The sequence below is a fragment of the Variovorax sp. 01T432 genome, from assembly GCF_056398605.1.
The window spans coordinates 30,357-48,099 of record NZ_JBFTPS010000007.1 but is presented as its reverse complement, the minus strand read 5'-3'; the positions used below and the strand labels follow the sequence as shown (position 1 = coordinate 48,099).

Here is a 17,743-nt window from a genome sequence, read left to right as displayed (position 1 = left end):
CCCGGCCCTGAGCGGCCTCAGGGCCGAGGCTGTTCTTCGTCCGTGCCCGGGTTCCAGTCGCTGCCGGAGCGCCGCTGCGCCCGCTGTGCGCGCTCGCGCTCTAACTGCTCCTGGAACTGCTGCCGGCCTTCCTTGGAGACCGCAATCAGCTTGGCGCGGTCCTTGTAGTGAGGGTAGATGTCGTACATGAGCTGGATATTGCCACGCCGGAAGCGCATCGCGGCCTCGCGCGCCTCGTGTGCCGGCCAGCCCAATCCCTCGAGCACCGAGCGGGCGCTGCGCAGCGAGGATTCGAACATCTCGCGCTCGACGAACTCCACCTTGCGGTCGAGCAGCTGGAACAGGTGGCCCACGTTGCGCGCCCGTGCCACGATGCGCGCGTTCGGAAAATTCTCGCGCGCGAGGTCGACGATCGCGAGCGACTGCTCGATGCCGTCGACCGCGACCACCAGCACTTCGGCGGTGCCGGCGCCGGCCGTGCGCAGGAGGTCGAGCCGGGTCGCGTCGCCGTAGAAGACCCGGAAGCCGAACTCGCGCAGGCTCTCGATGGTGTCGGGGTCGTGGTCGAGCACGGTGAGCTTGAGGCCTTGCGCGCTCAGCATGCGTCCCATGATCTGGCCATAGCGCCCGAAGCCGCAGATCAGCACCTTCGCATCCTGCTGCTCCGAGATCTCCTTCATCGTCACGGCGTCGTAGGCGCTGAAGCGCGGCGTGACCCATTTGTCGATGGCCACCAGCAGCAGTGGCGACACAAGCATCGACAGCGCGACGGCTGCGATCAGGAATGAGGCGACACCGGGCGAGAGTACATCCGGCCCGGCCGCCTGGAACACGACGAAGGCGAATTCGCCGCCCTGCGCCAGCAGCAGGGTGAATACCGGTCGCTCCTGTTTGGGCACGTCCATCAGCGTGGCGAGCGCGTAGATCACCACGAACTTGAACAGGAGGAAGCCGATGACAACCAGCGCCATGAGCCCGGGCCGCGCGATGAGCACGCCAAAGTCGATGCTCATCCCGACCGCGATGAAGAACAGGCCCAGCAGAAGGCCCTTGAAAGGTTCGATGTCGGTTTCGAGCTCGCGCCGGTATTCGCTCTCCGCCAGCAGCACGCCGGCCAGGAAGGCGCCCAGGGCCATCGACAGGCCGATGAACTGCATCAGCGCGGCGATGGCGACGACCAGCAGGAGGGATGCCGCGGTGAAGATCTCGGGCGTGTTGCTGCGCGCGATCCAGCGCAACAGCGGGCGGATTGCCAACCGGCCGCCGAGCACGATGCCGCCGACGACCGCGACGATCTTCAGGCCCTCGAGGGCGCGGCCCTCGCCCGTGAGCCCCTGGCCCGCGTCGGGGCCGACCGCCAGCAGCGGCAGCAGCGCCAGGATCGGGATGGCGGCCACATCCTGGAACAGCAGGATCGAGAACTCGGCCTGCCCGCTCGCCGTTGGCAGCAGGTTGCGCTCGCCCAGGACCTGGAGCGCGATCGCGGTCGAGGACAGGGCCAGCCCCAGGGCCGCCACCAGCGCAATGCGCCAGCTGGCGCCGCCGGCCCAGCCGACCAGGAACAGCACGGCGGCACAAGCCAGGACCTGGGCCGAACCCCAGCCGAAGATCGGGCGGCGCAGGCTCCACAGGCGCTTGGGCTCCAGTTCGAGACCGACCAGGAACAGCATCAGCACCACGCCGAACTCGGCGAAATGCAGGATGTCCTCCACGTTGGTCACGAGGCCGAGGCCCCACGGCCCGATGGCGATGCCGGCCGCGAGGTAGCCGATGATCGAGCCCAGGCCGAGGGCCTTCGACAACGGCACCACCAGCACCGCGGCGCCGAGGTAGATGAGGGAATTGACGAGCCAGGCCGGTGCGTGCTCCATGCTCAGGCCTCCGCGCTCTCGCCGGGCCTGTCGGCTTCGGGCACGTCGCAACTCATGCAGGCTTCCAGCTCTTCGAGCTCGGGCCACTCCGGATAGGACGAGAGCCGGCTCCGGAACATGTCCACGTGCGCCTCCACGTCGCTTTCGGGCGCGCTGCGCGCCCCATGGAAGAGCAGAGGCGGCAGAAATCGCATGCCGCACAGCGTGGCGGTCTGCTCGTAGGGCGGAAGAAAGGCGTCGAAGAAATAGCGGTTGTAGCTCTGCGGGTGGTAGCTGCCTTCGGGGCCGCCGGTGGTCGCGACCAGCCAGCAGTCCTTGCCCTCCAGCGCATGACCGCCGTGACCGTAGGCCCAGCCGTAGCCCAGCACCTCGTCGACCCAGAGCTTCTGGAGCGCCGGCATGGAATACCACTGGATCGGGTGCAGCAGCACCAGCAGGTCGGCGCGGGCCAGGCGCGCCTGTTCGGCCTCGACGTCGATCGCGTAGTCGGGATAGCTGGCGTAGAGGTCGTTGGCGTCGACGCCGGGCAGATCACGCGCGGCCCTCAGCAACCGGCGGTTGACGCGCGAGTCACGCCAGTGCGGGTGTGCGGCGAGCAGATAGATGCGAGGAATGCTCCCCGGGCTTGTTGTTGTCGGCATGCCGCGAACATATCGCACTCCGTACACGGCTACCATGGCGCCTGTCTTCAGCATCCGAGGAGCCTCTCATGCCGGTGGTCCTGGTCGCCAATCCAAAGGGCGGAGTTGGAAAAACCACGCTCGCAACCAATATCGCGGGCTATTTCGCGAGCCGGGGTCATGCGGCGATGCTGGGGGACGTCGATCGGCAGCAATCGGCGCGGCTCTGGCTGAACCTGCGCTCGCCGCAGGCGCGCGAGATCAGGACCTGGGAGACGGCGGACGACGGGACCGTGGCGCGGCCGCCGCGCGGCACCACGCACGCCGTGCTCGATACGCCGGCCGGGCTGCATGGCGCGCGCTTTAAGGAAGTGGTGGCGGTGGCCGACAAGGTCCTGGTGCCGCTGCAGCCCAGCATCTTCGACATCTACGCCACCCGGGACTTCCTGGATAAGCTGCTCGCCAACCGGCACGCCGGCAAGACGAAGATCGCGCTGGTCGGCATGCGCGTGGATGCCCGTACCCTGGCGGCCGATCGCTTGCGGGAGTTCGTCGCCGGACTGGACGTGCCGGTGCTGGGCGAGTTGCGCGACACGCAGAACTACGTGCAACTCGCGGCCCGCGGGCTGACGCTGTTCGATATCGCGCCGGGGCGGGTGCAGCGGGATCTCGAGCAATGGGAGCCGATCCGCGAGTGGCTCGACGCCTAAGGTTTTCCCTGGGTCCGGATGTCCCGGCATCGACACGCGCGGCGCTTTCGCGCGGCTAGAGTGGCCGCATGACCAAGACATTCCAGACCCTTCAGGATCTCGCCGCCTGCGTCGGCCAGGAAGTCGCCGTGAGCGACTGGATCACGATCACGCAGCAGCAGGTGAACCAGTTCGCCGAGGCGACCGGTGATCATCAGTGGATTCACGTGGATGTCGAGAGAGCGAAGACCGGCCCCTTCGGCGGCCCGATCGCCCACGGCTTCCTGACCCTGTCGCTGCTGCCGAAGTTCTACGAGACCGCCTTCACGGTCACCGAGTCGCGCATGGGCGTCAACTACGGGCTCAACCGTGTTCGATTCATGGCGCCCGTCCCGGTGGGCGCTCGCCTGCGGGGTCGCATGAAGCTCCTGAGCTCGGAGCCGATTGCCGACGACGGCATCCAGATGATCTGGGAAACGACCATCGAACTCGAGGGCTCGCCCAAGCCGGCGTGCGTGGCGGAGTCGGTCGTCAGGCGGTACAGGTAGCCACCCAGGCGTCCCGCACTTCGTGTCGGTACGCCTACCCTCTTGGGGGGCAATACCGGCGGCGCCTGAGGGTCATCCAAACCGGTTTTGCCGCCATGCCTCGAACACGGTCACGGCCACCGCGTTCGACAGGTTCAGGCTGCGCTGGCCCTCGCGCATCGGGAGTCGCAAGCGTTGCTGCGGCGGAAAACGCTCTCGCAATGCGGGCGCCAGTCCCCGCGTTTCCGAGCCGAACACCAGCCAGTCGCCAGGGCGGAAAGCCACGTCGTGCACGCCGCGCGTGCCGTGCGTCGTCAGCGCGAACATCCGGTCGGGTGCCGGCGCTTCGGTCTCGATGAGTGCGGGCCAATCCGCGTGGCGTCGCACCTCGGCGTACTCGTGATAATCCAGTCCAGCGCGGCGCAGCAGCCTGTCATCCATCGAGAAACCGAGCGGTTCGACCAGATGCAGCGTACAGCCGGTATTGGCCGCCAGCCGGATCACGTTGCCGGTGTTGGGTGGAATCTCGGGCTCGACCAGGACGATGTGGAACATGGCGTCGATTGTCGCGGTCAGGCGGGCAGCTCCGTTCGCGCCAGCACGATGGCCGTGATGTGCGCGGCGCCACCGGTGCGCAGCACCTGCGCTGCGGCAAAGAGCGAAGCCCCGCTGGTCATCACGTCATCGACCAGCACGACGCGCCGCGCGCGCACCGCCGCCGCGCGCAAGGGGTCCAGGGCAAAAGCGCCGCGCAGGTTGATCAGCCGCTGCGCGCGTGTGAGGCCGCTTTGCGCCGGCGTCTCGCGGGTGCGCAGCAGCAGCGTGGCATCGGTCTTGCGGGGTGCCAGGCGTCGGGCGAGTTCGTGGGCCTGGTTGAAGCCGCGTTCGCGCAGCCGCGCCGGGGCCAGTGGCATCGGCAGCACGAGTTCGGCCTGCTCGAGGGCCGGTTCCACCCAGGGCGCGCTCCGCAGCAGGGTCGACAGCGGTGCCGCCCTCCCCGCATCGCCGCGAAACTTGAACTCGGCGATGGCCTCGGGCCACGGCCATGCATAGGGACAGGCCGCCAGGCAGGCGTCGAGCGGCGGCGGATGCCTGTGCAATCTCCGCACCGGGTCACTTCGACCGGTACCGGAAGCGCGCAGGTGGCGCAGCGCGAGGCCGGCGGAGCGAAGCGCGCCACGCAGGCGTTGCATACGGGCTGCGAGGGCCAGGCTCGGCATACGGCGCATTGGCTCGGCAGCCGCGCGAGCAAGGATGAGTAAGGCCGTTCAATCCAGGGGTTGGGCATCCCTCAATATACTGAGCGCCCCATGCCGACCGATCCCGCCCAGCGTCCGCCGACCATCGATGCCACGGCGGCCGCCCGCTGGGAGCGGCTCGCGCCTGCGTCCGTCTCTCCATGGCTGCACGAGGAAATCGGCCGCCGCATGGAGGACCGCCTGCAATGGATCAAGGCCCAGCCGCGCAGCTGGGCCGACTGGGCGCCGCTGCGCGGTGGCCTGGAGGCGCATGCGCTGGTCGCGCGCCGCTATCGCGACGCGAAGCCCTTCGTGATCGAGCCGGAGGCGGCGCTCGTTCCGGCCACGGACAAGGCACTCGCCGCGCCCTGGTGGTCCGCGCGGCGCTGGCAGGCTTCGCAGCCGAGCTTCACCCCGCCACCCGAAGAGGGCGTGGACCTGCTCTGGGCCAACATGGCACTCCACATGGCCGCCGACCCGCAGGCCTTGATCGGGCGCTGGCACCGCCTGGTCGCGACTGACGGTTTCCTGATGTTCTCGTGCTTCGGGCCCGACACCCTCATGGAATTGCGCGCGCTGCACCAGCGCCTGGGATGGCCCCCCGCCAGCCATGAGTTCACCGACATGCACGATTGGGGCGACATGCTGGTGGGCGCGGGCTTCGCGGAGCCGGTGATGGACATGGAGCGCATCGTTCTCACCTGGGCCAGCGCGGATGCGGCGCTGGCCGAATTGCGCACACTCGGGCGCAACCTCCATCCCGGCCGCTTCCCTGCGCTGCGCGGCAAGGCCTGGCGCCGCGCGCTGGGCAATGCATTGCCGGAACTCGCCCCCGCCGACGAGGGCGAAGGCCGGATCGCGCTGACCTTCGAAATCATCTACGGACATGCGTTCAAGCCCGCGCCGCGCGTCGCTCTTTCGGCGGAAAGCGCGGTCTCGCTGCGAGAGATGCGCTCCATGCTTCAACGCGGTCGCCCGGGCGGCTGAGCCGGGCCTCCTTGACCCGCTACAATCCGGCGCTGCGTGAACTCCCGGGTATTGTCCCGTGATCGAGGCCTGTCCGACTTTGGTTTGACAACGTTTCGACGCACCGATTTGCTGAACTCGCCTGTGTCGAATTCCGTGTTTCGTTTTGCCACTGTTTCAGGCCAGAACATCCACTGGTTCCTGAAGCGCAACTGCTCGGTCACGCCGAGCCAGCTCGGCTGGCTGTACGTGTCGCTGTGTGTGTTGTCGCTGGGCATCGGAACCGTTTTTTGGTGGCATGGCGCACGGCTCGTCCTGCCATTTGCCTGGCTCGAACTCGCCGCGGTTGGTTTTGCGTTCGTGCTGTATGCGCGGCACGCGACCGACGGCGAGAAGATCGCCCTGCAAGGCGGCCGGCTGGTGGTCGAGCTCGAGAACGGTGGGCACTATGAACGCACGGAATTCTTGCCGCACCAGGTGCGGGTAGAGCCCCAGGCCAGCGATCGTTCGCTGATCGAGGTCTCGGGTCAGGGTCGTTCGGTCAGGGTGGGGCGCTATGTGCGCCCGGAATTGCGCGCGGCGCTGGCGCGCGAGATTCGCATGGCATTGCGCGGTGCCTGAGCGGCTGCGAAGTGCCGCACCGAGGGTGGGGCCGGTGGGGTTAACTGAAAATTGAAGAAGTGAACACGATGAAGAGCAATTGGTACAAGCCGGCGAATCTGCTGCTGGCGGCCGGCGCGGCGTTCAGCGGCGCGGCGCACGCAGTCAATGATCTGCCTGGCGGCCCGTCGGTGCGTCAGTTGAATCTCCCGGTCGGTGTCACCAAGATCGCGCAGGAACAGCATTTCCTGCACACGGTGATGATGGTGCTGTGCACCGTGATCTTCGTGGCCGTGTTCGCGGTCATGTTCTATTCGATCTGGAAGCACCGCAAGTCGGTGGGCCACAAGGCCGCGAACTTCCACGAGTCGGTGGTGGTCGAGGTCATCTGGACCATCGTGCCCTTCCTCATCGTCATCCTGATGGCGCTACCAGCCACCAAGGTGCTGGTGGCCCAGAAGGACACCACCAACGCCGACCTCACGATCAAGACCACGGGCTACCAGTGGAAGTGGGGCTATGACTACCTCAAGGGTGAAGGCGAGGGCCTCTCCTTCATCTCCACCCTCGACAGCTCGCAGCGTGCAATGTCCGACAACGGCGCCAAGGGCGACATGCCGGACGACTACCTCCTCAAGGTCGACAACCCGTTGGTCGTGCCGGTCAATACCAAGGTTCGCATCATCACAACGGCCAACGACGTGATCCACGCCTTCGCCGTGCCGCAACTCGGCCTGAAGCAGGACGCGATCCCGGGCTTCGTGCGCGACACCTGGTTCCGCGCCGAGAAGGTGGGCGACTACTACGGCCAATGCCAGGAGCTGTGCGGCAAGGAACATGCCTACATGCCGATCCATGTCAAGGTGGTCGCCGCCGCGGATTACACCGCCTGGGTGGACGGCAAGCGCAAGGAAGCAGCCGCCAAGCAGGACGACCCGAACAAGGTCTGGGCGCTGCCGGAGATCCTGGCGCGCGGCGAGAAGGTCTATGCGGCCAATTGCGCGGCCTGCCACCAGGCGAACGGCAAGGGCGGCGGCCCGATCAAGCCGCTTGACGGTTCGCCGACCGTGCTGGACGCCGATCACAACAGGCAGATCCATGTGGTGCTGAACGGCCAGAACAATGGCGCCATGCCTTCGTGGAAGCAGCTGAGCGATACCGACATCGCAGCCGTGGTGAGCTTCACGAAGAACAGCTGGTCGAACAAGACGGGTCAGTTGGTGCAGCCGGCTGAAGTGCTGGCGCAGCGCGGCAAGTAAGCCGGCCGCCCCACGACGCACGACGAAGAGTTTGCAAGGAATACCAAGATGAGCGCAGTCCTCGACCCCCACGGCCACGTCCACGGCGACGTGCACGACGATCACCATGGCGCCCCGCACGGCTGGCGCCGCTGGGTGTTCGCGACCAACCACAAGGACATCGGCACGCTGTACCTGCTGTTCTCCTTCACCATGCTGATGGTGGGTGGCGTGCTCGCGCTGATGATCCGCGCCGAGCTGTTCCAGCCGGGGCTCCAACTGGTGAACCCTGAGCTCTTCAACCAGTTCACCACCATGCACGGCTTGATCATGGTGTTCGGCGCGATCATGCCGGCCTTCGTCGGCTTCGCGAACTGGATGATCCCGCTGCAGATCGGCGCATCCGACATGGCCTTCGCGCGGATGAACAACTTCAGCTTCTGGCTGCTGATCCCGGCCGCGCTGATGCTGGTGGGCTCGTTCTTCATGCCCGGCGGCGCACCGGCCGCGGGCTGGACGCTCTATGCGCCGCTCACGCTGCAGATGGGGCCGTCGATGGACGCCGGCATTTTCGCGATGCACATCATGGGCGCGTCGTCGATCATGGGCTCGATCAACATCATCGTGACCATCCTCAACATGCGCGCTCCTGGCATGACGCTGATGAAGATGCCGATGTTCTGCTGGACCTGGCTCATCACCGCCTATCTGCTCATCGCCGTGATGCCGGTGCTCGCCGGCGCCATCACGATGACGCTGACCGATCGCCATTTCGGTACCAGCTTCTTCAACCCCGCCGGCGGCGGCGACCCGGTGATGTACCAGCACATCTTCTGGTTCTTCGGCCACCCCGAGGTCTACATCATGATCTTGCCGGCCTTCGGCATCATCAGCCAGGTCGTGCCCGCATTCGCCCGCAAGCGCCTGTTCGGCTACGCGTCGATGGTCTATGCGACCTCGTCGATCGCCATCCTGTCCTTCATCGTGTGGGCGCACCACATGTTCACGACCGGCATGCCGCTCACCGGTCAGCTGTTCTTCATGTACGCGACCATGCTGATCGCCGTGCCGACGGCCGTGAAGATCTTCAACTGGATCGCGACGATGTGGCAGGGCTCGATGACCTTCGAGACGCCGATGTTGTTCGCCGTGGGCTTCATCTTCGTGTTCACCATGGGCGGCTTCACGGGTCTGATCCTTGCGGTCGCGCCGATCGACACGCAGCTGCAGGATACCTACTATGTCGTGGCCCACTTCCACTACGTGCTGGTGGCGGGTTCGCTCTTCGCGATGTTCTCGGGCTTCTACTACTGGTCGCCCAAGTGGACCGGCGTGATGTACAACGAAACGCGGGGCAAGATCCACTTCTGGTGGTCGCTGATCTCGTTCAACGTCACCTTCTTCCCGATGCACTTCCTGGGCCTGGCCGGCATGCCGCGGCGCTACGCGGACTACCCGATGCAGTTCGCCGATTTCAACGCCGTGGCGTCGATCGGTGCGTTCTTCTTCGGTTTCGCGCAGGTCTATTTCTTCCTGTTCATCGTGCTGCCCACCATGCTTGGCAAGGGTGAGAAGGCGACACAGAAGCCTTGGGAAGCCGCCGAAGGCCTCGAATGGGAAGTGCCTTCGCCCGCACCGTTCCATACATTCGAAAACCCGCCGCGGCTGGACGTCACCGCCACCAAGGTCATCGGCTGAAGCGCATCGCGTGATGACACCTGAACAAAAGAAAAGCAACCGACGCATGGGGCTGACACTGGCCTCCATCGCGCTGCTGTTCTTCATCGGTTTCATCGTCCGCATGGTCTGGTTCGGTCACTAGGAGTCCCCATGGGCATCGGTCAACGCATTCGTCGCGAGAACGTCCGCATGGTCGGCAAGCTGGCAGTCGTCGCGGCCGGCATGTTCGGATTTGGCTATGCGCTGGTGCCGCTCTATCGCGCCATCTGCGAAATGACCGGCATCAATATTCTTGCGCTGTCGGAACTCGAAGTGCCCGGCGGCGCGAGCGGCGGCAAGGACGTGCGCCTACCCGGCAACACGCAGGTCGACATGAGCCGCACCATCACGGTCGAGTTCGACTCGAACGTGCGGGGGCTCTGGGACTTCAAGCCCGCGCAGAATTCGATGCAAGTGCATCCAGGCCAGCTCAATACGGTGATGTACGAGTTCCAGAACGTGCAGAACCGCCGCATGTCGGCGCAGGCGATCCCGAGCTATGCGCCCCAGCAGGCGGCCGCGTATTTCAACAAGGTCGAGTGTTTCTGCTTCAACCAGTACACGCTCGATTCCGGCGAAAAGAAGGAGTGGCCGGTCGCCTTCGTGATCGATCCGAAGATCTCCAAGGACGTCAAGACGATCACGCTGTCGTACACCTTCTTCGAGGTGGGCGGCAAGACGCCGCCGGCGCCGGTGGCGGCGAACACTGCTGTGCCCGCATCCACGGAGCCGCGTTCGTGAGCGCGCAAGGCGCCATGCGAAAGGGGTCGCTGTGGCAGACAGTGAAGGCTGTAGGCTGGTCGTTTTTTGGCGTGCGCAAGAACAGCGCCTACCAGGACGATCTCGGCAAGCTCAATCCCCTGCACATCATCGCGGTCGCCTTTGTCGGTGTCGCATTGTTTGTCGGCGGCCTGATCCTGCTTGTGCGCTGGGTTGTCGCGCACTGAGAAGAAGCACTCCCACGGAATTTGAATCGAGAGAAGAAAGCCAGGACCTGATATGAGTTCAACCACCCACGGCACCACGCCCTACTATTTCGTGCCCGGGCCATCGGCCTACCCGGTCATGGCTGCGACCGGCCTGTTGTTCGTCATCTTCGGTGCCGCGCAATGGATCAACGGCCACGAATGGGGCGCCTGGTCGCTCCTGGTCGGCATGGTGATGTGGCTCGCCACTCTCTTCGTCTGGTTCCGGCAGTCGATCGCCGAGAGCGAGAGCGGCCAGTACGGCCACAAGGTCGACCTCTCGTTCCGCTGGAGCATGAGCTGGTTCATTTTCTCGGAAGTGATGTTCTTCGGCGCCTTCTTCACCGCCCTGTGGTGGACGCGCACGCACGCGCTGCCATCGCTCGGCAGTCTCGACAACGCCTTGCTGTGGCCCGACTTCAAGGCCGTGTGGCCCAGCGTGGCCGTTGGCGCGACCGGTTCGCCGGCCGACATCGTCGAGCCCTTCCAGACGGTAGGCCCCTTCTGGCTGCCGACCATCAATACGGCTCTGCTGCTGAGTTCCGGCGTCACGCTCACCATCGCCCACCACGCCCTGCGTGCCGGTCACCGTGCGCAGACGATCCGCTTCATGTGGCTGACCGTGCTGCTCGGCGCCACCTTCCTTGGCGTTCAAGGCTACGAATACCATCACCTTTACACTGAACTGAACCTCAAGCTCAGCTCCGGTGCTTATGGGTCGACCTTCTTCATGCTGACGGGCTTCCACGGCCTGCACGTGTTCATCGGCATGCTGATGCTGCTGTTCATTACCTTGCGCCTGCGCAGCGGCCACTTCACGCCGGAGCGCCACTTCGGTTTCGAAGGCGCCGCCTGGTACTGGCACTTCGTGGACGTGGTGTGGCTCGGTCTGTACACCCTGGTCTATTGGCTTTGAGCGTAGGGGACGGCACAACAAGAAAGCGCCGGAAGGCGCTTTTTTCATGGTTGCTGTGGAACGAGCACCACCTACTTGCCGACCGGCAGTCCCCCCGGCTGGATGTAACCGAGTTTCCAGGCCAGCAGGAGACAGAGGAACAAAAGCACCGAAAGGCCGATCCGAAAGGTGAGCGCGCGCGCCATGCCGCCACTCTTCGCACGGCCGTCGCGCCCGTCCCGCAACATGAAGAACAGCGCGAATCCGAGACTCGCCAGGATGCCCAGGAAGGCGAGGGCGACAAGGTATTTCATGATGCACATTATCGGCCGCCAGCGCCGCCCCATGCTTTGAACGATGACTTCCGGCCTCCCGCGCGCGCCTCTCGCGCAGCGCGTGGCGGCCATTTCTGGCTCATCACGGTTGCCGCCGTGCTTACCATCGCCGCGACTCTTTCGCTGGGCCGCTGGCAGCTCTCGCGCGCCGCGCAAAAGGAGGCGATCCAGGCCGAGATCGAGGCGCGCAAGACCTTGCCTCCGCTCGATCAATCGGCCTTTGTGGCGCTCGAAGATGCCGCCGACGCGATGCATCGGCCAGTCCGATTGCGCGGCCTCTGGCTGACCACGCAGACCGTTTACCTGGACAACCGTCAGATGCACGGCCTGCAGGGCTTCTACGTGCTGACGCCGCTGGCGCTCGAAGGCAGCAACCAGACAGTGATGGTCCAGCGAGGCTGGATCCAACGTGACTTCAACGATCGCACCCGCTTGCAGCCGGTCGAGACGCCCGCGGGCCTGGTCGAGGTGACCGGAACCATCGCGCCCCCGCCGGGGCACCTGCTCGATCTGGGCAAAGCCCCTTCGGCGCCAACGCCGGCGGTCGCGGGGTCTTCGCTCATCCGGCAAAATCTGGATCTCGAGGCGTTTCGCGCCGAGACCGGTCTGCCACTGCGGACCGATATCTCCGTGCAGGAAACCGGCGCGGCCTCCGAAGGAGTGAAGCGCGACTGGCCGCCCCCCGCGCTGGGTGTCGAAAAGCACTACGGCTATGCATTCCAGTGGTTCGGCCTCGCAGCCCTTGTCGTGATCCTCTATGTCTGGTTCCAACTCATCGCCCCCTTCCGCCGCGCACGCCTTGCACGCCGCCAATGACGAGCCGCTCGGCCTGACCGTGCATTCGATGCCGTCGCCGCGCCAGGCGCTCGACGGATCCGAGACACGGCGCAAGGCCCTGGGCCGATGGAAGATGGTCATCGTCATGCTGTGTTGTGCCGCGCCCGTGATCGCGTCGTACTTCACGTATTACGTCATCCGGCCGGAGGGCAAGAAGGCCGCCTACGGGGAACTCATCGATCCCCAGCGTCCGCTGCCCGGCACGGCCGCGACACTGCCCGACGGTACGACCACTCCGCTCACGGCGCTCAAGGGGCAGTGGCTGCTGATTGCCGTGGGCGACGCTGCCTGCGATGCGCTGTGCGAGCAGGAGCTCTATCTGCAGCGCCAATTGCGCGAAAGCCTGGGCCGCGAGAAGGATCGGATCGATCGTGTCTGGCTCATCAGCGACTCCGCGCCTGTGCCCGAGCGCCTCAACAACGGATTGCGCGGCGCGACCGTGCTGCGCGTGCCGGCGGCGCAACTCGCACAATGGCTCGAGCCATCTGCCGGCCATGCGCTGTCGGAACATCTCTACGTTGTCGACCCGCTCGGCAACTGGATGATGCGTTTCCCTGCCCGAATGGACGCGGCGGGTGCCAGCAAGGCCAAGCGCGACCTCGACCGCCTGCTGCGCGCCTCGGCGTCGTGGGACGAACCCGGTCGCTGATGCATGGACACGACCTCGCTTTACGATCTCTCGCCGATCGCCTGGCTTCTGGCTGCGGGCGCGCTGATCGCGCTGGGGCCGCTGCTCTGGGTCTGGCGGCGCAACGCCGGTTCGGGGCCGGCGCGGCGCCTGCATGCGCTGACCGTGCTCACGCTCTTCCTGACTTTCGATCTCACGCTCTTTGGCGCCTTCACTCGCCTGTCCGATTCGGGTCTGGGCTGTCCCGACTGGCCCGGCTGCTACGGAAATGCCAGCCCGGTCGGCGCGCGGCATGACATCGCGATGGCGCAGGCGGCGCAGCCGACCGGCCCGGTCACGCACGGCAAGGCCTGGGTGGAGATGGTCCATCGCTATCTGGCGACCGGGGTGGGTTTCCTGATTGTGGTGCTGGCGATCGCGACCTGGGTCGCGCGGCGGCGCCAGCGCTTTGCGCAACGCAGCGGTGAACGCCCGTTGAGCGCATGGTGGCCAGCCGTCACGCTGGCGTGGGTATGTTTGCAAGGCGCTTTCGGCGCCCTGACCGTGACGTGGAAACTGTATCCGGCAATCGTCACGCTGCACCTCATGGGCGCCGTCGTGCTGCTGGCGCTGCTGTGCATCCAGGCCGTCCGCTACCGGCAGGCCGCGGCGCAGCGCCTGCCCACGGGCATTCGCTCCTCGCTTCGAACCTTGCTCGTTGTGGCGACGGCGCTGCTGGCGCTGCAGATCGCCCTGGGTGGCTGGGTCAGCACCAATTACGCGGTGCTCGCCTGCACGCAGTTCCCAACCTGTCAGAACAGTTGGTGGCCGCCAATGGATTTCGCCCAGGGCTTCCAGATCTGGCGTTCGCTCGGCAAGACGGCCGTCGGCGCACCCGTGGACTTCACAGCGCTGACCGCCATTCACTATGCTCACCGTCTGATGGCCCATGTCGTCTTCCTCGCAATCGGCCTGCTCTCCTGGCGGCTGCATCGTATCGCGCCGCTGCGCGTGCAGGCCCGGTGGCTTGGCGGCCTGGCGCTGCTGCAACTCGCCACGGGCCTGGGCAACGTGCTCCTGGGGTGGCCGCTCGCCGCCGCTCTTCTTCACACTGGCGGCGCCGCCGCGCTCGCGGTGGTGCTGACCTGGACGCTGTGCGAGAGCCGCCGCGCGCGCACCGCGTCGACAGCGGCTTCGGCGGCCCGGCGAAGCAACATGGAGGTCGCATGAGCACCCCGATTTCGATCCACCCCGAAACGATGGCCAGCGTCCTGCGCCAGTTCTACGCGTTGACCAAGCCGCGGGTCGTCCAGTTGATTGTGTTCTGCGCGCTGATCGGCATGGTGCTCGCCGTGCCCGGCGTGCCGAGCCTGGCCGACCTGCAACAGGGCGCGCTCGCCTGCATTGGCATCTGGCTGGTGGCCGGCGCCGCGGCAGCCTTCAATTGCCTGGTCGAGAAGGGCATCGATGCCAAGATGAAGCGTACGGCCTGGCGTCCTACCGCGCGGGGACAGTTGAGCGACCGGCAGGCCCTGCTGTTCTCGGCCGCACTGTGCGCCGCCGGCTCGGCCTTGCTGTGGTTTGCCGTGAACCCGCTCACCATGTGGCTCACCTTCGCGACCTTCGTCGGCTATGCGGTGGTCTACACCGTGATCCTCAAGCCTCTGACCCCGCAGAACATCGTGATCGGCGGCGCTTCCGGCGCAATGCCCCCTGTGCTGGGCTGGGCGGCGATGACGGGTGACGTCGGCCCCGAAGCGCTCATCCTGTTCCTCATCATCTTCCTCTGGACGCCGCCGCACTTCTGGGCGCTTGCGCTCTATCGCGTGGAGGACTATCGCAAGGCCGGCCTGCCGATGCTGCCGGTGACGCACGGCAACGAGTTCACGCGCCTGCAGGTGCTGCTCTACACCTTTATTCTGTTCGCGGCCTGCCTGATGCCTTTCATCTACGGCATGAGCGGGTGGCTCTACCTCCTGGTCGCCGTCGGGGTGAGCATCGGTTTCACGGGGTACGCCTTCGCGTTGTGGCGCAACTATTCCGATGCGCTTGCGCGAAAGACCTTTCGCTTTTCACTGATCCATCTGAGTGTGCTTTTCGCCGCACTGCTGGTCGATCACTACCTCAGGTAATTCATTCCATGAACAAGCGACAAGCGCTTCATCTGATGGCAAGGTCGGCTGCCTGGGCTGGCGTTGCCGCCACCCTGGGACCTGGCCTCGCGGCCTGCACCGAGCCCAAGCCAAGCTTCAATGCGGTCGACATCACCGGCGCCGACTACGCCAAGAACTTCTCGCTGGCCGATGCCGACGGCAAGGTCCGGACACTGGCCGATTTCAAAGGGAAGGTCGTGGTTTTGTTCTTCGGCTATGCCCAATGCCCTGATGTCTGCCCCACCACCATGACCGAGATGGCCCAGGTCAAGCAGCAGCTCGGCGCCGACGGCGACAAATTCCAGGTGCTCTTCGTGACTGTGGATCCTGCGCGCGACACGCCGGAGGTCATGAAGGCCTACATGGGCGCATTCGATCCGACATTCGTCGCGCTCATTCCCACGCAAGACCAGTTGGCCGCTGTGGCGAAGGACTTCAAGGTCTACTACAAGAAGGTCGAAGGCAAGACGCCAACCAGCTATTCGATGGACCATTCGGCCGCCAGCTTCGTCTATGACCGGGAAGGCCGCCTGCGGCTCTACGCGCGCTACGGCGCGGGCGTGCCGGCGATGGTGTCGGACGTGAAGACCTTGCTGCAGTCCTAGCCGCTCGGTGGAGAGGCGCGCGCAATTGGGCATCGGAGTCGACCATCTCAGGCAGCGCAAGGGTGCATTCCGCATCGCGCTGATTCCGGCCGAGGTGCTGGATGCACTCAATGACGGCTTGCTCGAGACCGTCAACCTCAACGAATTCATGGCGCTTGAACTGCCGCGCCTGGCGCGCAGCGTCGCCGGCCATGTGGGCCTCGACCCCGCCAGCGAGCGCCTGACCGACACGCTGGCCATGCTGGCGGCATTCAAGCCGATGCAGCGCCATGGTCATATTGCGCGGGCGCTCCACGACATGACTGCGCTGCACCCGGATCGCGACGCGGTGGCGCATCAGCTTGCCACCCATCCGAGCGACGTGGCGCGTTGCTGGGCGACGCAGTGGATTCCGCTGTCAGCGCTTGCATTGGCCGAGCAGCTGGACGCCGTCCGGCGCTTTGCGGCCGACCCGCACTTCGGCGTGCGGGAGATGGCCTGGATGGCGGTCCGCGACGCCACCATTCGCTCGCTCGATGAGGCGTTGACGCTGCTGTTTCCCTGGGTGGCGGATGCCGACCCGAACATCCGCCGATTCGCCAGCGAACTCACGCGTCCTCGCGGCGTGTGGTGCGCGCAGATCGAGCGGTTGAAGGCCGAGCCTTGGCTGGCGCTGCCACTTTTGGAGCGCCTGCGTGCGGACCCGAGCCGCTACGTCCAGAACTCGGTGGCGAATTGGCTCAACGACGCCAGCAGGACGCAGCCGGGGTGGGTGGAAGATACATGCGCCCACTGGCTGGCGCGCAGCGATGTGCCCGAGACCCGATACATCGCGCGGAGGGCGATGCGCACGCTCTCGAAGAAGGCGCCGGCCCGACTCTGATCATCGAGCCGTCCGGACAAAAGAAAAACCCGGCGCGAGGCCGGGTTCGATCAGAGCAAGGGCGAGCACGCTTCAAGCGTAGTCGACCAGCGCCTTCTTCATCTTCTTCATGGCCGCCACTTCGATCTGGCGAATGCGCTCCGCGCTCACGCCATACACCGCGGCCAAGTCGTGCAGCGTCATGCCGCCCGAACCGTCATCGTTGACCTTGAGCCAGCGCTCTTCCACGATGCGGCGGCTGCGGTCGTCCAGCGCCTCCAGTGCGGTCGAAATGCCGTCGCTCGACAGGCGATCGCGCTGCCGCGATTCGAGCTGGGCCGTCGGCTCCTGCGTCGCGTCCGCCAGATAGGCGATCGGGCCGAATCCTTCGTCGCCGTCGTCCGACGGGCTCGGATCAAGCAGCACGTCGCCACCCGAAAGCCGGGTTTCCATCTCGAGCACTTCTTCGGGCTTCACGTTGAGCCGGGTCGCCATTTGCGTCACCTCATCGGGACTCAGCGTCTCACGGTGGGTGTCGCCATCGCCCGCGGCTGCATCGGCCTTGAAACCCTGCTTCATCGAGCGCAGGTTGAAGAACAGCTTGCGCTGGGCCTTGGTCGTCGCGACCTTGACCATGCGCCAGTTCTTCAGGATGTATTCGTGAATCTCAGCCTTGATCCAGTGCATCGCATAGCTGACCAGCCGAACGCCCTGGTCGGGGTCGAAGCGCTTCACAGCCTTCATCAGGCCCACATTGCCTTCCTGAATCAGGTCGCCGTGCGGCAGCCCGTAGCCCAGGTACTGGCGGGAAATGGAAACCACGAGGCGCAGGTGCGACAGGATCAGCGCACCAGCGGCATCGAGATCGTTGTGCTCGCGCAGGCGGCGAGCGAAACCCTGCTCCTCTTCGAGCGTCAGCATCGGCAGCCGATTGGCTGCGGAAATATAGGCGTCCAGGTTGCCCAGCGGAGGCACCATCGACCACGGATTGGCGACGGCGAGCTGGTTGGCAGAGGCTCCAGACAGTGTTGTCATTG

At 65.7% G+C, this 17,743-nt stretch carries 21 protein-coding genes and 1 pseudogene; 16 read left to right on the top strand and 6 right to left on the bottom strand.

Annotation, left to right across the window (positions count from 1 at the left end; translation table 11 throughout):
• Window positions 1–17: 17 nt before the first annotated feature.
• Both kefC and kefF read right to left on the bottom strand, forming a co-directional pair.
• On the bottom strand, window positions 18–1,871 hold the full coding sequence (gene kefC / locus AC1DNF_RS07985; protein WP_478148032.1) for a glutathione-regulated potassium-efflux system protein KefC: 1,854 nt from the start codon (window positions 1,869–1,871) through the stop codon (window positions 18–20).
• Between the two features lie 2 nt (window positions 1,872–1,873).
• Window positions 1,874–2,512 carry a glutathione-regulated potassium-efflux system oxidoreductase KefF gene (kefF, locus tag AC1DNF_RS07980; RefSeq protein ID WP_478148031.1) on the bottom strand — a complete coding sequence of 213 codons (639 nt, stop codon included), beginning with the start codon at window positions 2,510–2,512 and terminating at the stop codon, window positions 1,874–1,876.
• A 68-nt stretch (window positions 2,513–2,580) separates the two neighbouring features.
• On the opposite strand from kefF, the gene AC1DNF_RS07975 reads away from it, so the two are divergent.
• Together AC1DNF_RS07975 and AC1DNF_RS07970 are read left to right on the top strand one after the other, a co-directional pair.
• Entirely contained in the window at window positions 2,581–3,201 is a 621-nt protein-coding gene (locus tag AC1DNF_RS07975) for a nucleotide-binding protein (protein WP_478148030.1), read from the top strand.
• Window positions 3,202–3,269: 68 nt separating this feature from the next.
• A complete protein-coding gene (locus AC1DNF_RS07970; RefSeq protein ID WP_478148029.1) occupies window positions 3,270–3,728 on the top strand; it encodes a MaoC family dehydratase in 459 nt (152 codons plus the stop codon).
• Window positions 3,729–3,800: 72 nt separating this feature from the next.
• Here the strand turns inward: AC1DNF_RS07970 and AC1DNF_RS07965 are convergent, their stop codons facing one another.
• Window positions 3,801–4,262: a tRNA (cytidine(34)-2'-O)-methyltransferase gene (locus tag AC1DNF_RS07965; RefSeq protein ID WP_478148028.1), complete on the bottom strand. Its 462-nt coding sequence runs from the start codon at window positions 4,260–4,262 to the stop codon at window positions 3,801–3,803.
• 17 nt (window positions 4,263–4,279) lie between these two features.
• Window positions 4,280–4,995: pseudogene (locus AC1DNF_RS07960) on the bottom strand (phosphoribosyltransferase family protein).
• Between the two features lie 22 nt (window positions 4,996–5,017).
• On the opposite strand from AC1DNF_RS07960, the gene AC1DNF_RS07955 reads away from it, so the two are divergent.
• The 8 genes from AC1DNF_RS07955 to AC1DNF_RS07920 all read left to right on the top strand — a co-directional run bounded on the left by AC1DNF_RS07955 (window position 5,018) and on the right by AC1DNF_RS07920 (window position 11,349).
• A complete protein-coding gene (locus tag AC1DNF_RS07955; RefSeq protein ID WP_478148027.1) occupies window positions 5,018–5,932 on the top strand; it encodes a methyltransferase domain-containing protein in 915 nt (304 codons plus the stop codon).
• Window positions 5,933–6,055: 123 nt separating this feature from the next.
• Window positions 6,056–6,532, top strand: a complete 477-nt coding sequence (locus AC1DNF_RS07950; protein ID WP_478148154.1) for a DUF2244 domain-containing protein — start codon at window positions 6,056–6,058, stop codon at window positions 6,530–6,532.
• A 68-nt stretch (window positions 6,533–6,600) separates the two neighbouring features.
• Window positions 6,601–7,770, top strand: a complete 1,170-nt coding sequence (gene coxB / locus AC1DNF_RS07945) for a cytochrome c oxidase subunit II (RefSeq protein WP_478148026.1) — start codon at window positions 6,601–6,603, stop codon at window positions 7,768–7,770.
• Between the two features lie 48 nt (window positions 7,771–7,818).
• The gene (gene ctaD / locus AC1DNF_RS07940) at window positions 7,819–9,447 is read left to right on the top strand and encodes a cytochrome c oxidase subunit I (protein ID WP_478148025.1); all 1,629 of its coding nucleotides are present in this window, start codon (window positions 7,819–7,821) and stop codon (window positions 9,445–9,447) included.
• Window positions 9,448–9,460: 13 nt separating this feature from the next.
• Window positions 9,461–9,571 (top strand): cytochrome oxidase small assembly protein, encoded by a 111-nt coding sequence (locus AC1DNF_RS07935; RefSeq protein ID WP_478148024.1) that lies wholly within the window; start codon window positions 9,461–9,463, stop codon window positions 9,569–9,571.
• An 8-nt stretch (window positions 9,572–9,579) separates the two neighbouring features.
• Complete coding sequence (locus tag AC1DNF_RS07930; RefSeq protein WP_478148023.1) at window positions 9,580–10,209, top strand: cytochrome c oxidase assembly protein; 630 nt, start codon at window positions 9,580–9,582, stop codon at window positions 10,207–10,209.
• Between the two features lie 14 nt (window positions 10,210–10,223).
• Window positions 10,224–10,415, top strand: a complete 192-nt coding sequence (locus tag AC1DNF_RS07925; protein WP_478148153.1) for a DUF2970 domain-containing protein — start codon at window positions 10,224–10,226, stop codon at window positions 10,413–10,415.
• A 52-nt stretch (window positions 10,416–10,467) separates the two neighbouring features.
• Window positions 10,468–11,349 (top strand): cytochrome c oxidase subunit 3, encoded by an 882-nt coding sequence (locus AC1DNF_RS07920; RefSeq protein WP_478148022.1) that lies wholly within the window; start codon window positions 10,468–10,470, stop codon window positions 11,347–11,349.
• Window positions 11,350–11,420: 71 nt separating this feature from the next.
• On the opposite strand, the gene AC1DNF_RS07915 is transcribed toward AC1DNF_RS07920, so the two are convergent.
• Window positions 11,421–11,651, bottom strand: coding sequence for a twin transmembrane helix small protein (locus tag AC1DNF_RS07915; protein WP_478148152.1), 231 nt, complete (start codon window positions 11,649–11,651; stop codon window positions 11,421–11,423).
• 27 nt (window positions 11,652–11,678) lie between these two features.
• Between AC1DNF_RS07915 and AC1DNF_RS07910 the strand changes: the two genes are divergently transcribed.
• From AC1DNF_RS07910 to AC1DNF_RS07885, 6 genes are read left to right on the top strand one after another with little or no spacing between them, the layout of a single operon-like run.
• A complete protein-coding gene (locus tag AC1DNF_RS07910; protein WP_478148021.1) occupies window positions 11,679–12,479 on the top strand; it encodes an SURF1 family protein in 801 nt (266 codons plus the stop codon).
• The gene (locus AC1DNF_RS07905; RefSeq protein ID WP_478148020.1) at window positions 12,421–13,149 is read left to right on the top strand and encodes an SCO family protein; all 729 of its coding nucleotides are present in this window, start codon (window positions 12,421–12,423) and stop codon (window positions 13,147–13,149) included. Before AC1DNF_RS07910 ends, AC1DNF_RS07905 begins: the two co-directional genes overlap by 59 nt.
• Before the next feature lie 3 nt (window positions 13,150–13,152).
• A complete protein-coding gene (locus tag AC1DNF_RS07900) occupies window positions 13,153–14,337 on the top strand; it encodes a COX15/CtaA family protein (RefSeq protein WP_478148019.1) in 1,185 nt (394 codons plus the stop codon).
• Window positions 14,334–15,239: a heme o synthase gene (gene cyoE / locus AC1DNF_RS07895; RefSeq protein ID WP_478148018.1), complete on the top strand. Its 906-nt coding sequence runs from the start codon at window positions 14,334–14,336 to the stop codon at window positions 15,237–15,239. Before AC1DNF_RS07900 ends, cyoE begins: the two co-directional genes overlap by 4 nt.
• A gap of 8 nt (window positions 15,240–15,247) precedes the next feature.
• On the top strand, window positions 15,248–15,865 hold the full coding sequence (locus AC1DNF_RS07890) for an SCO family protein (RefSeq protein ID WP_478148017.1): 618 nt from the start codon (window positions 15,248–15,250) through the stop codon (window positions 15,863–15,865).
• 25 nt (window positions 15,866–15,890) lie between these two features.
• The gene (locus AC1DNF_RS07885) at window positions 15,891–16,727 is read left to right on the top strand and encodes a DNA alkylation repair protein (RefSeq protein ID WP_478148016.1); all 837 of its coding nucleotides are present in this window, start codon (window positions 15,891–15,893) and stop codon (window positions 16,725–16,727) included.
• Window positions 16,728–16,799: 72 nt separating this feature from the next.
• Here AC1DNF_RS07885 and rpoH read toward each other — a convergent pair whose 3' ends face one another.
• Window positions 16,800–17,741: an RNA polymerase sigma factor RpoH gene (gene rpoH / locus AC1DNF_RS07880; protein WP_478148015.1), complete on the bottom strand. Its 942-nt coding sequence runs from the start codon at window positions 17,739–17,741 to the stop codon at window positions 16,800–16,802.
• Between the last annotated feature and the right edge of the window lie 2 nt (window positions 17,742–17,743).

What these genes read in the sequence shown, in the direction of transcription:
- AC1DNF_RS07975 (WP_478148030.1), top strand. Translation starts at nt 2,581, where the DNA reads ATGCCGGTGGTCCTGGTCGCCAATCCAAAGGGCGGAGTTGGAAAAACC.
- coxB (WP_478148026.1), top strand. Translation starts at nt 6,601, where the DNA reads ATGAAGAGCAATTGGTACAAGCCGGCGAATCTGCTGCTGGCGGCCGGC.
- AC1DNF_RS07965 (WP_478148028.1), bottom strand. Translation starts at nt 4,262, where the DNA reads ATGTTCCACATCGTCCTGGTCGAGCCCGAGATTCCACCCAACACCGGC.
- kefF (WP_478148031.1), bottom strand. Translation starts at nt 2,512, where the DNA reads ATGCCGACAACAACAAGCCCGGGGAGCATTCCTCGCATCTATCTGCTC.
- cyoE (WP_478148018.1), top strand. Translation starts at nt 14,334, where the DNA reads ATGAGCACCCCGATTTCGATCCACCCCGAAACGATGGCCAGCGTCCTG.
- ctaD (WP_478148025.1), top strand. Translation starts at nt 7,819, where the DNA reads ATGAGCGCAGTCCTCGACCCCCACGGCCACGTCCACGGCGACGTGCAC.
- rpoH (WP_478148015.1), bottom strand. Translation starts at nt 17,741, where the DNA reads ATGACAACACTGTCTGGAGCCTCTGCCAACCAGCTCGCCGTCGCCAAT.
- kefC (WP_478148032.1), bottom strand. Translation starts at nt 1,871, where the DNA reads ATGGAGCACGCACCGGCCTGGCTCGTCAATTCCCTCATCTACCTCGGC.
- AC1DNF_RS07955 (WP_478148027.1), top strand. Translation starts at nt 5,018, where the DNA reads ATGCCGACCGATCCCGCCCAGCGTCCGCCGACCATCGATGCCACGGCG.
- AC1DNF_RS07920 (WP_478148022.1), top strand. Translation starts at nt 10,468, where the DNA reads ATGAGTTCAACCACCCACGGCACCACGCCCTACTATTTCGTGCCCGGG.
- AC1DNF_RS07915 (WP_478148152.1), bottom strand. Translation starts at nt 11,651, where the DNA reads ATGTGCATCATGAAATACCTTGTCGCCCTCGCCTTCCTGGGCATCCTG.
- AC1DNF_RS07905 (WP_478148020.1), top strand. Translation starts at nt 12,421, where the DNA reads ATGTCTGGTTCCAACTCATCGCCCCCTTCCGCCGCGCACGCCTTGCAC.
- AC1DNF_RS07930 (WP_478148023.1), top strand. Translation starts at nt 9,580, where the DNA reads ATGGGCATCGGTCAACGCATTCGTCGCGAGAACGTCCGCATGGTCGGC.
- AC1DNF_RS07925 (WP_478148153.1), top strand. Translation starts at nt 10,224, where the DNA reads ATGCGAAAGGGGTCGCTGTGGCAGACAGTGAAGGCTGTAGGCTGGTCG.
- AC1DNF_RS07890 (WP_478148017.1), top strand. Translation starts at nt 15,248, where the DNA reads ATGAACAAGCGACAAGCGCTTCATCTGATGGCAAGGTCGGCTGCCTGG.
- AC1DNF_RS07900 (WP_478148019.1), top strand. Translation starts at nt 13,153, where the DNA reads ATGGACACGACCTCGCTTTACGATCTCTCGCCGATCGCCTGGCTTCTG.
- AC1DNF_RS07935 (WP_478148024.1), top strand. Translation starts at nt 9,461, where the DNA reads ATGACACCTGAACAAAAGAAAAGCAACCGACGCATGGGGCTGACACTG.
- AC1DNF_RS07970 (WP_478148029.1), top strand. Translation starts at nt 3,270, where the DNA reads ATGACCAAGACATTCCAGACCCTTCAGGATCTCGCCGCCTGCGTCGGC.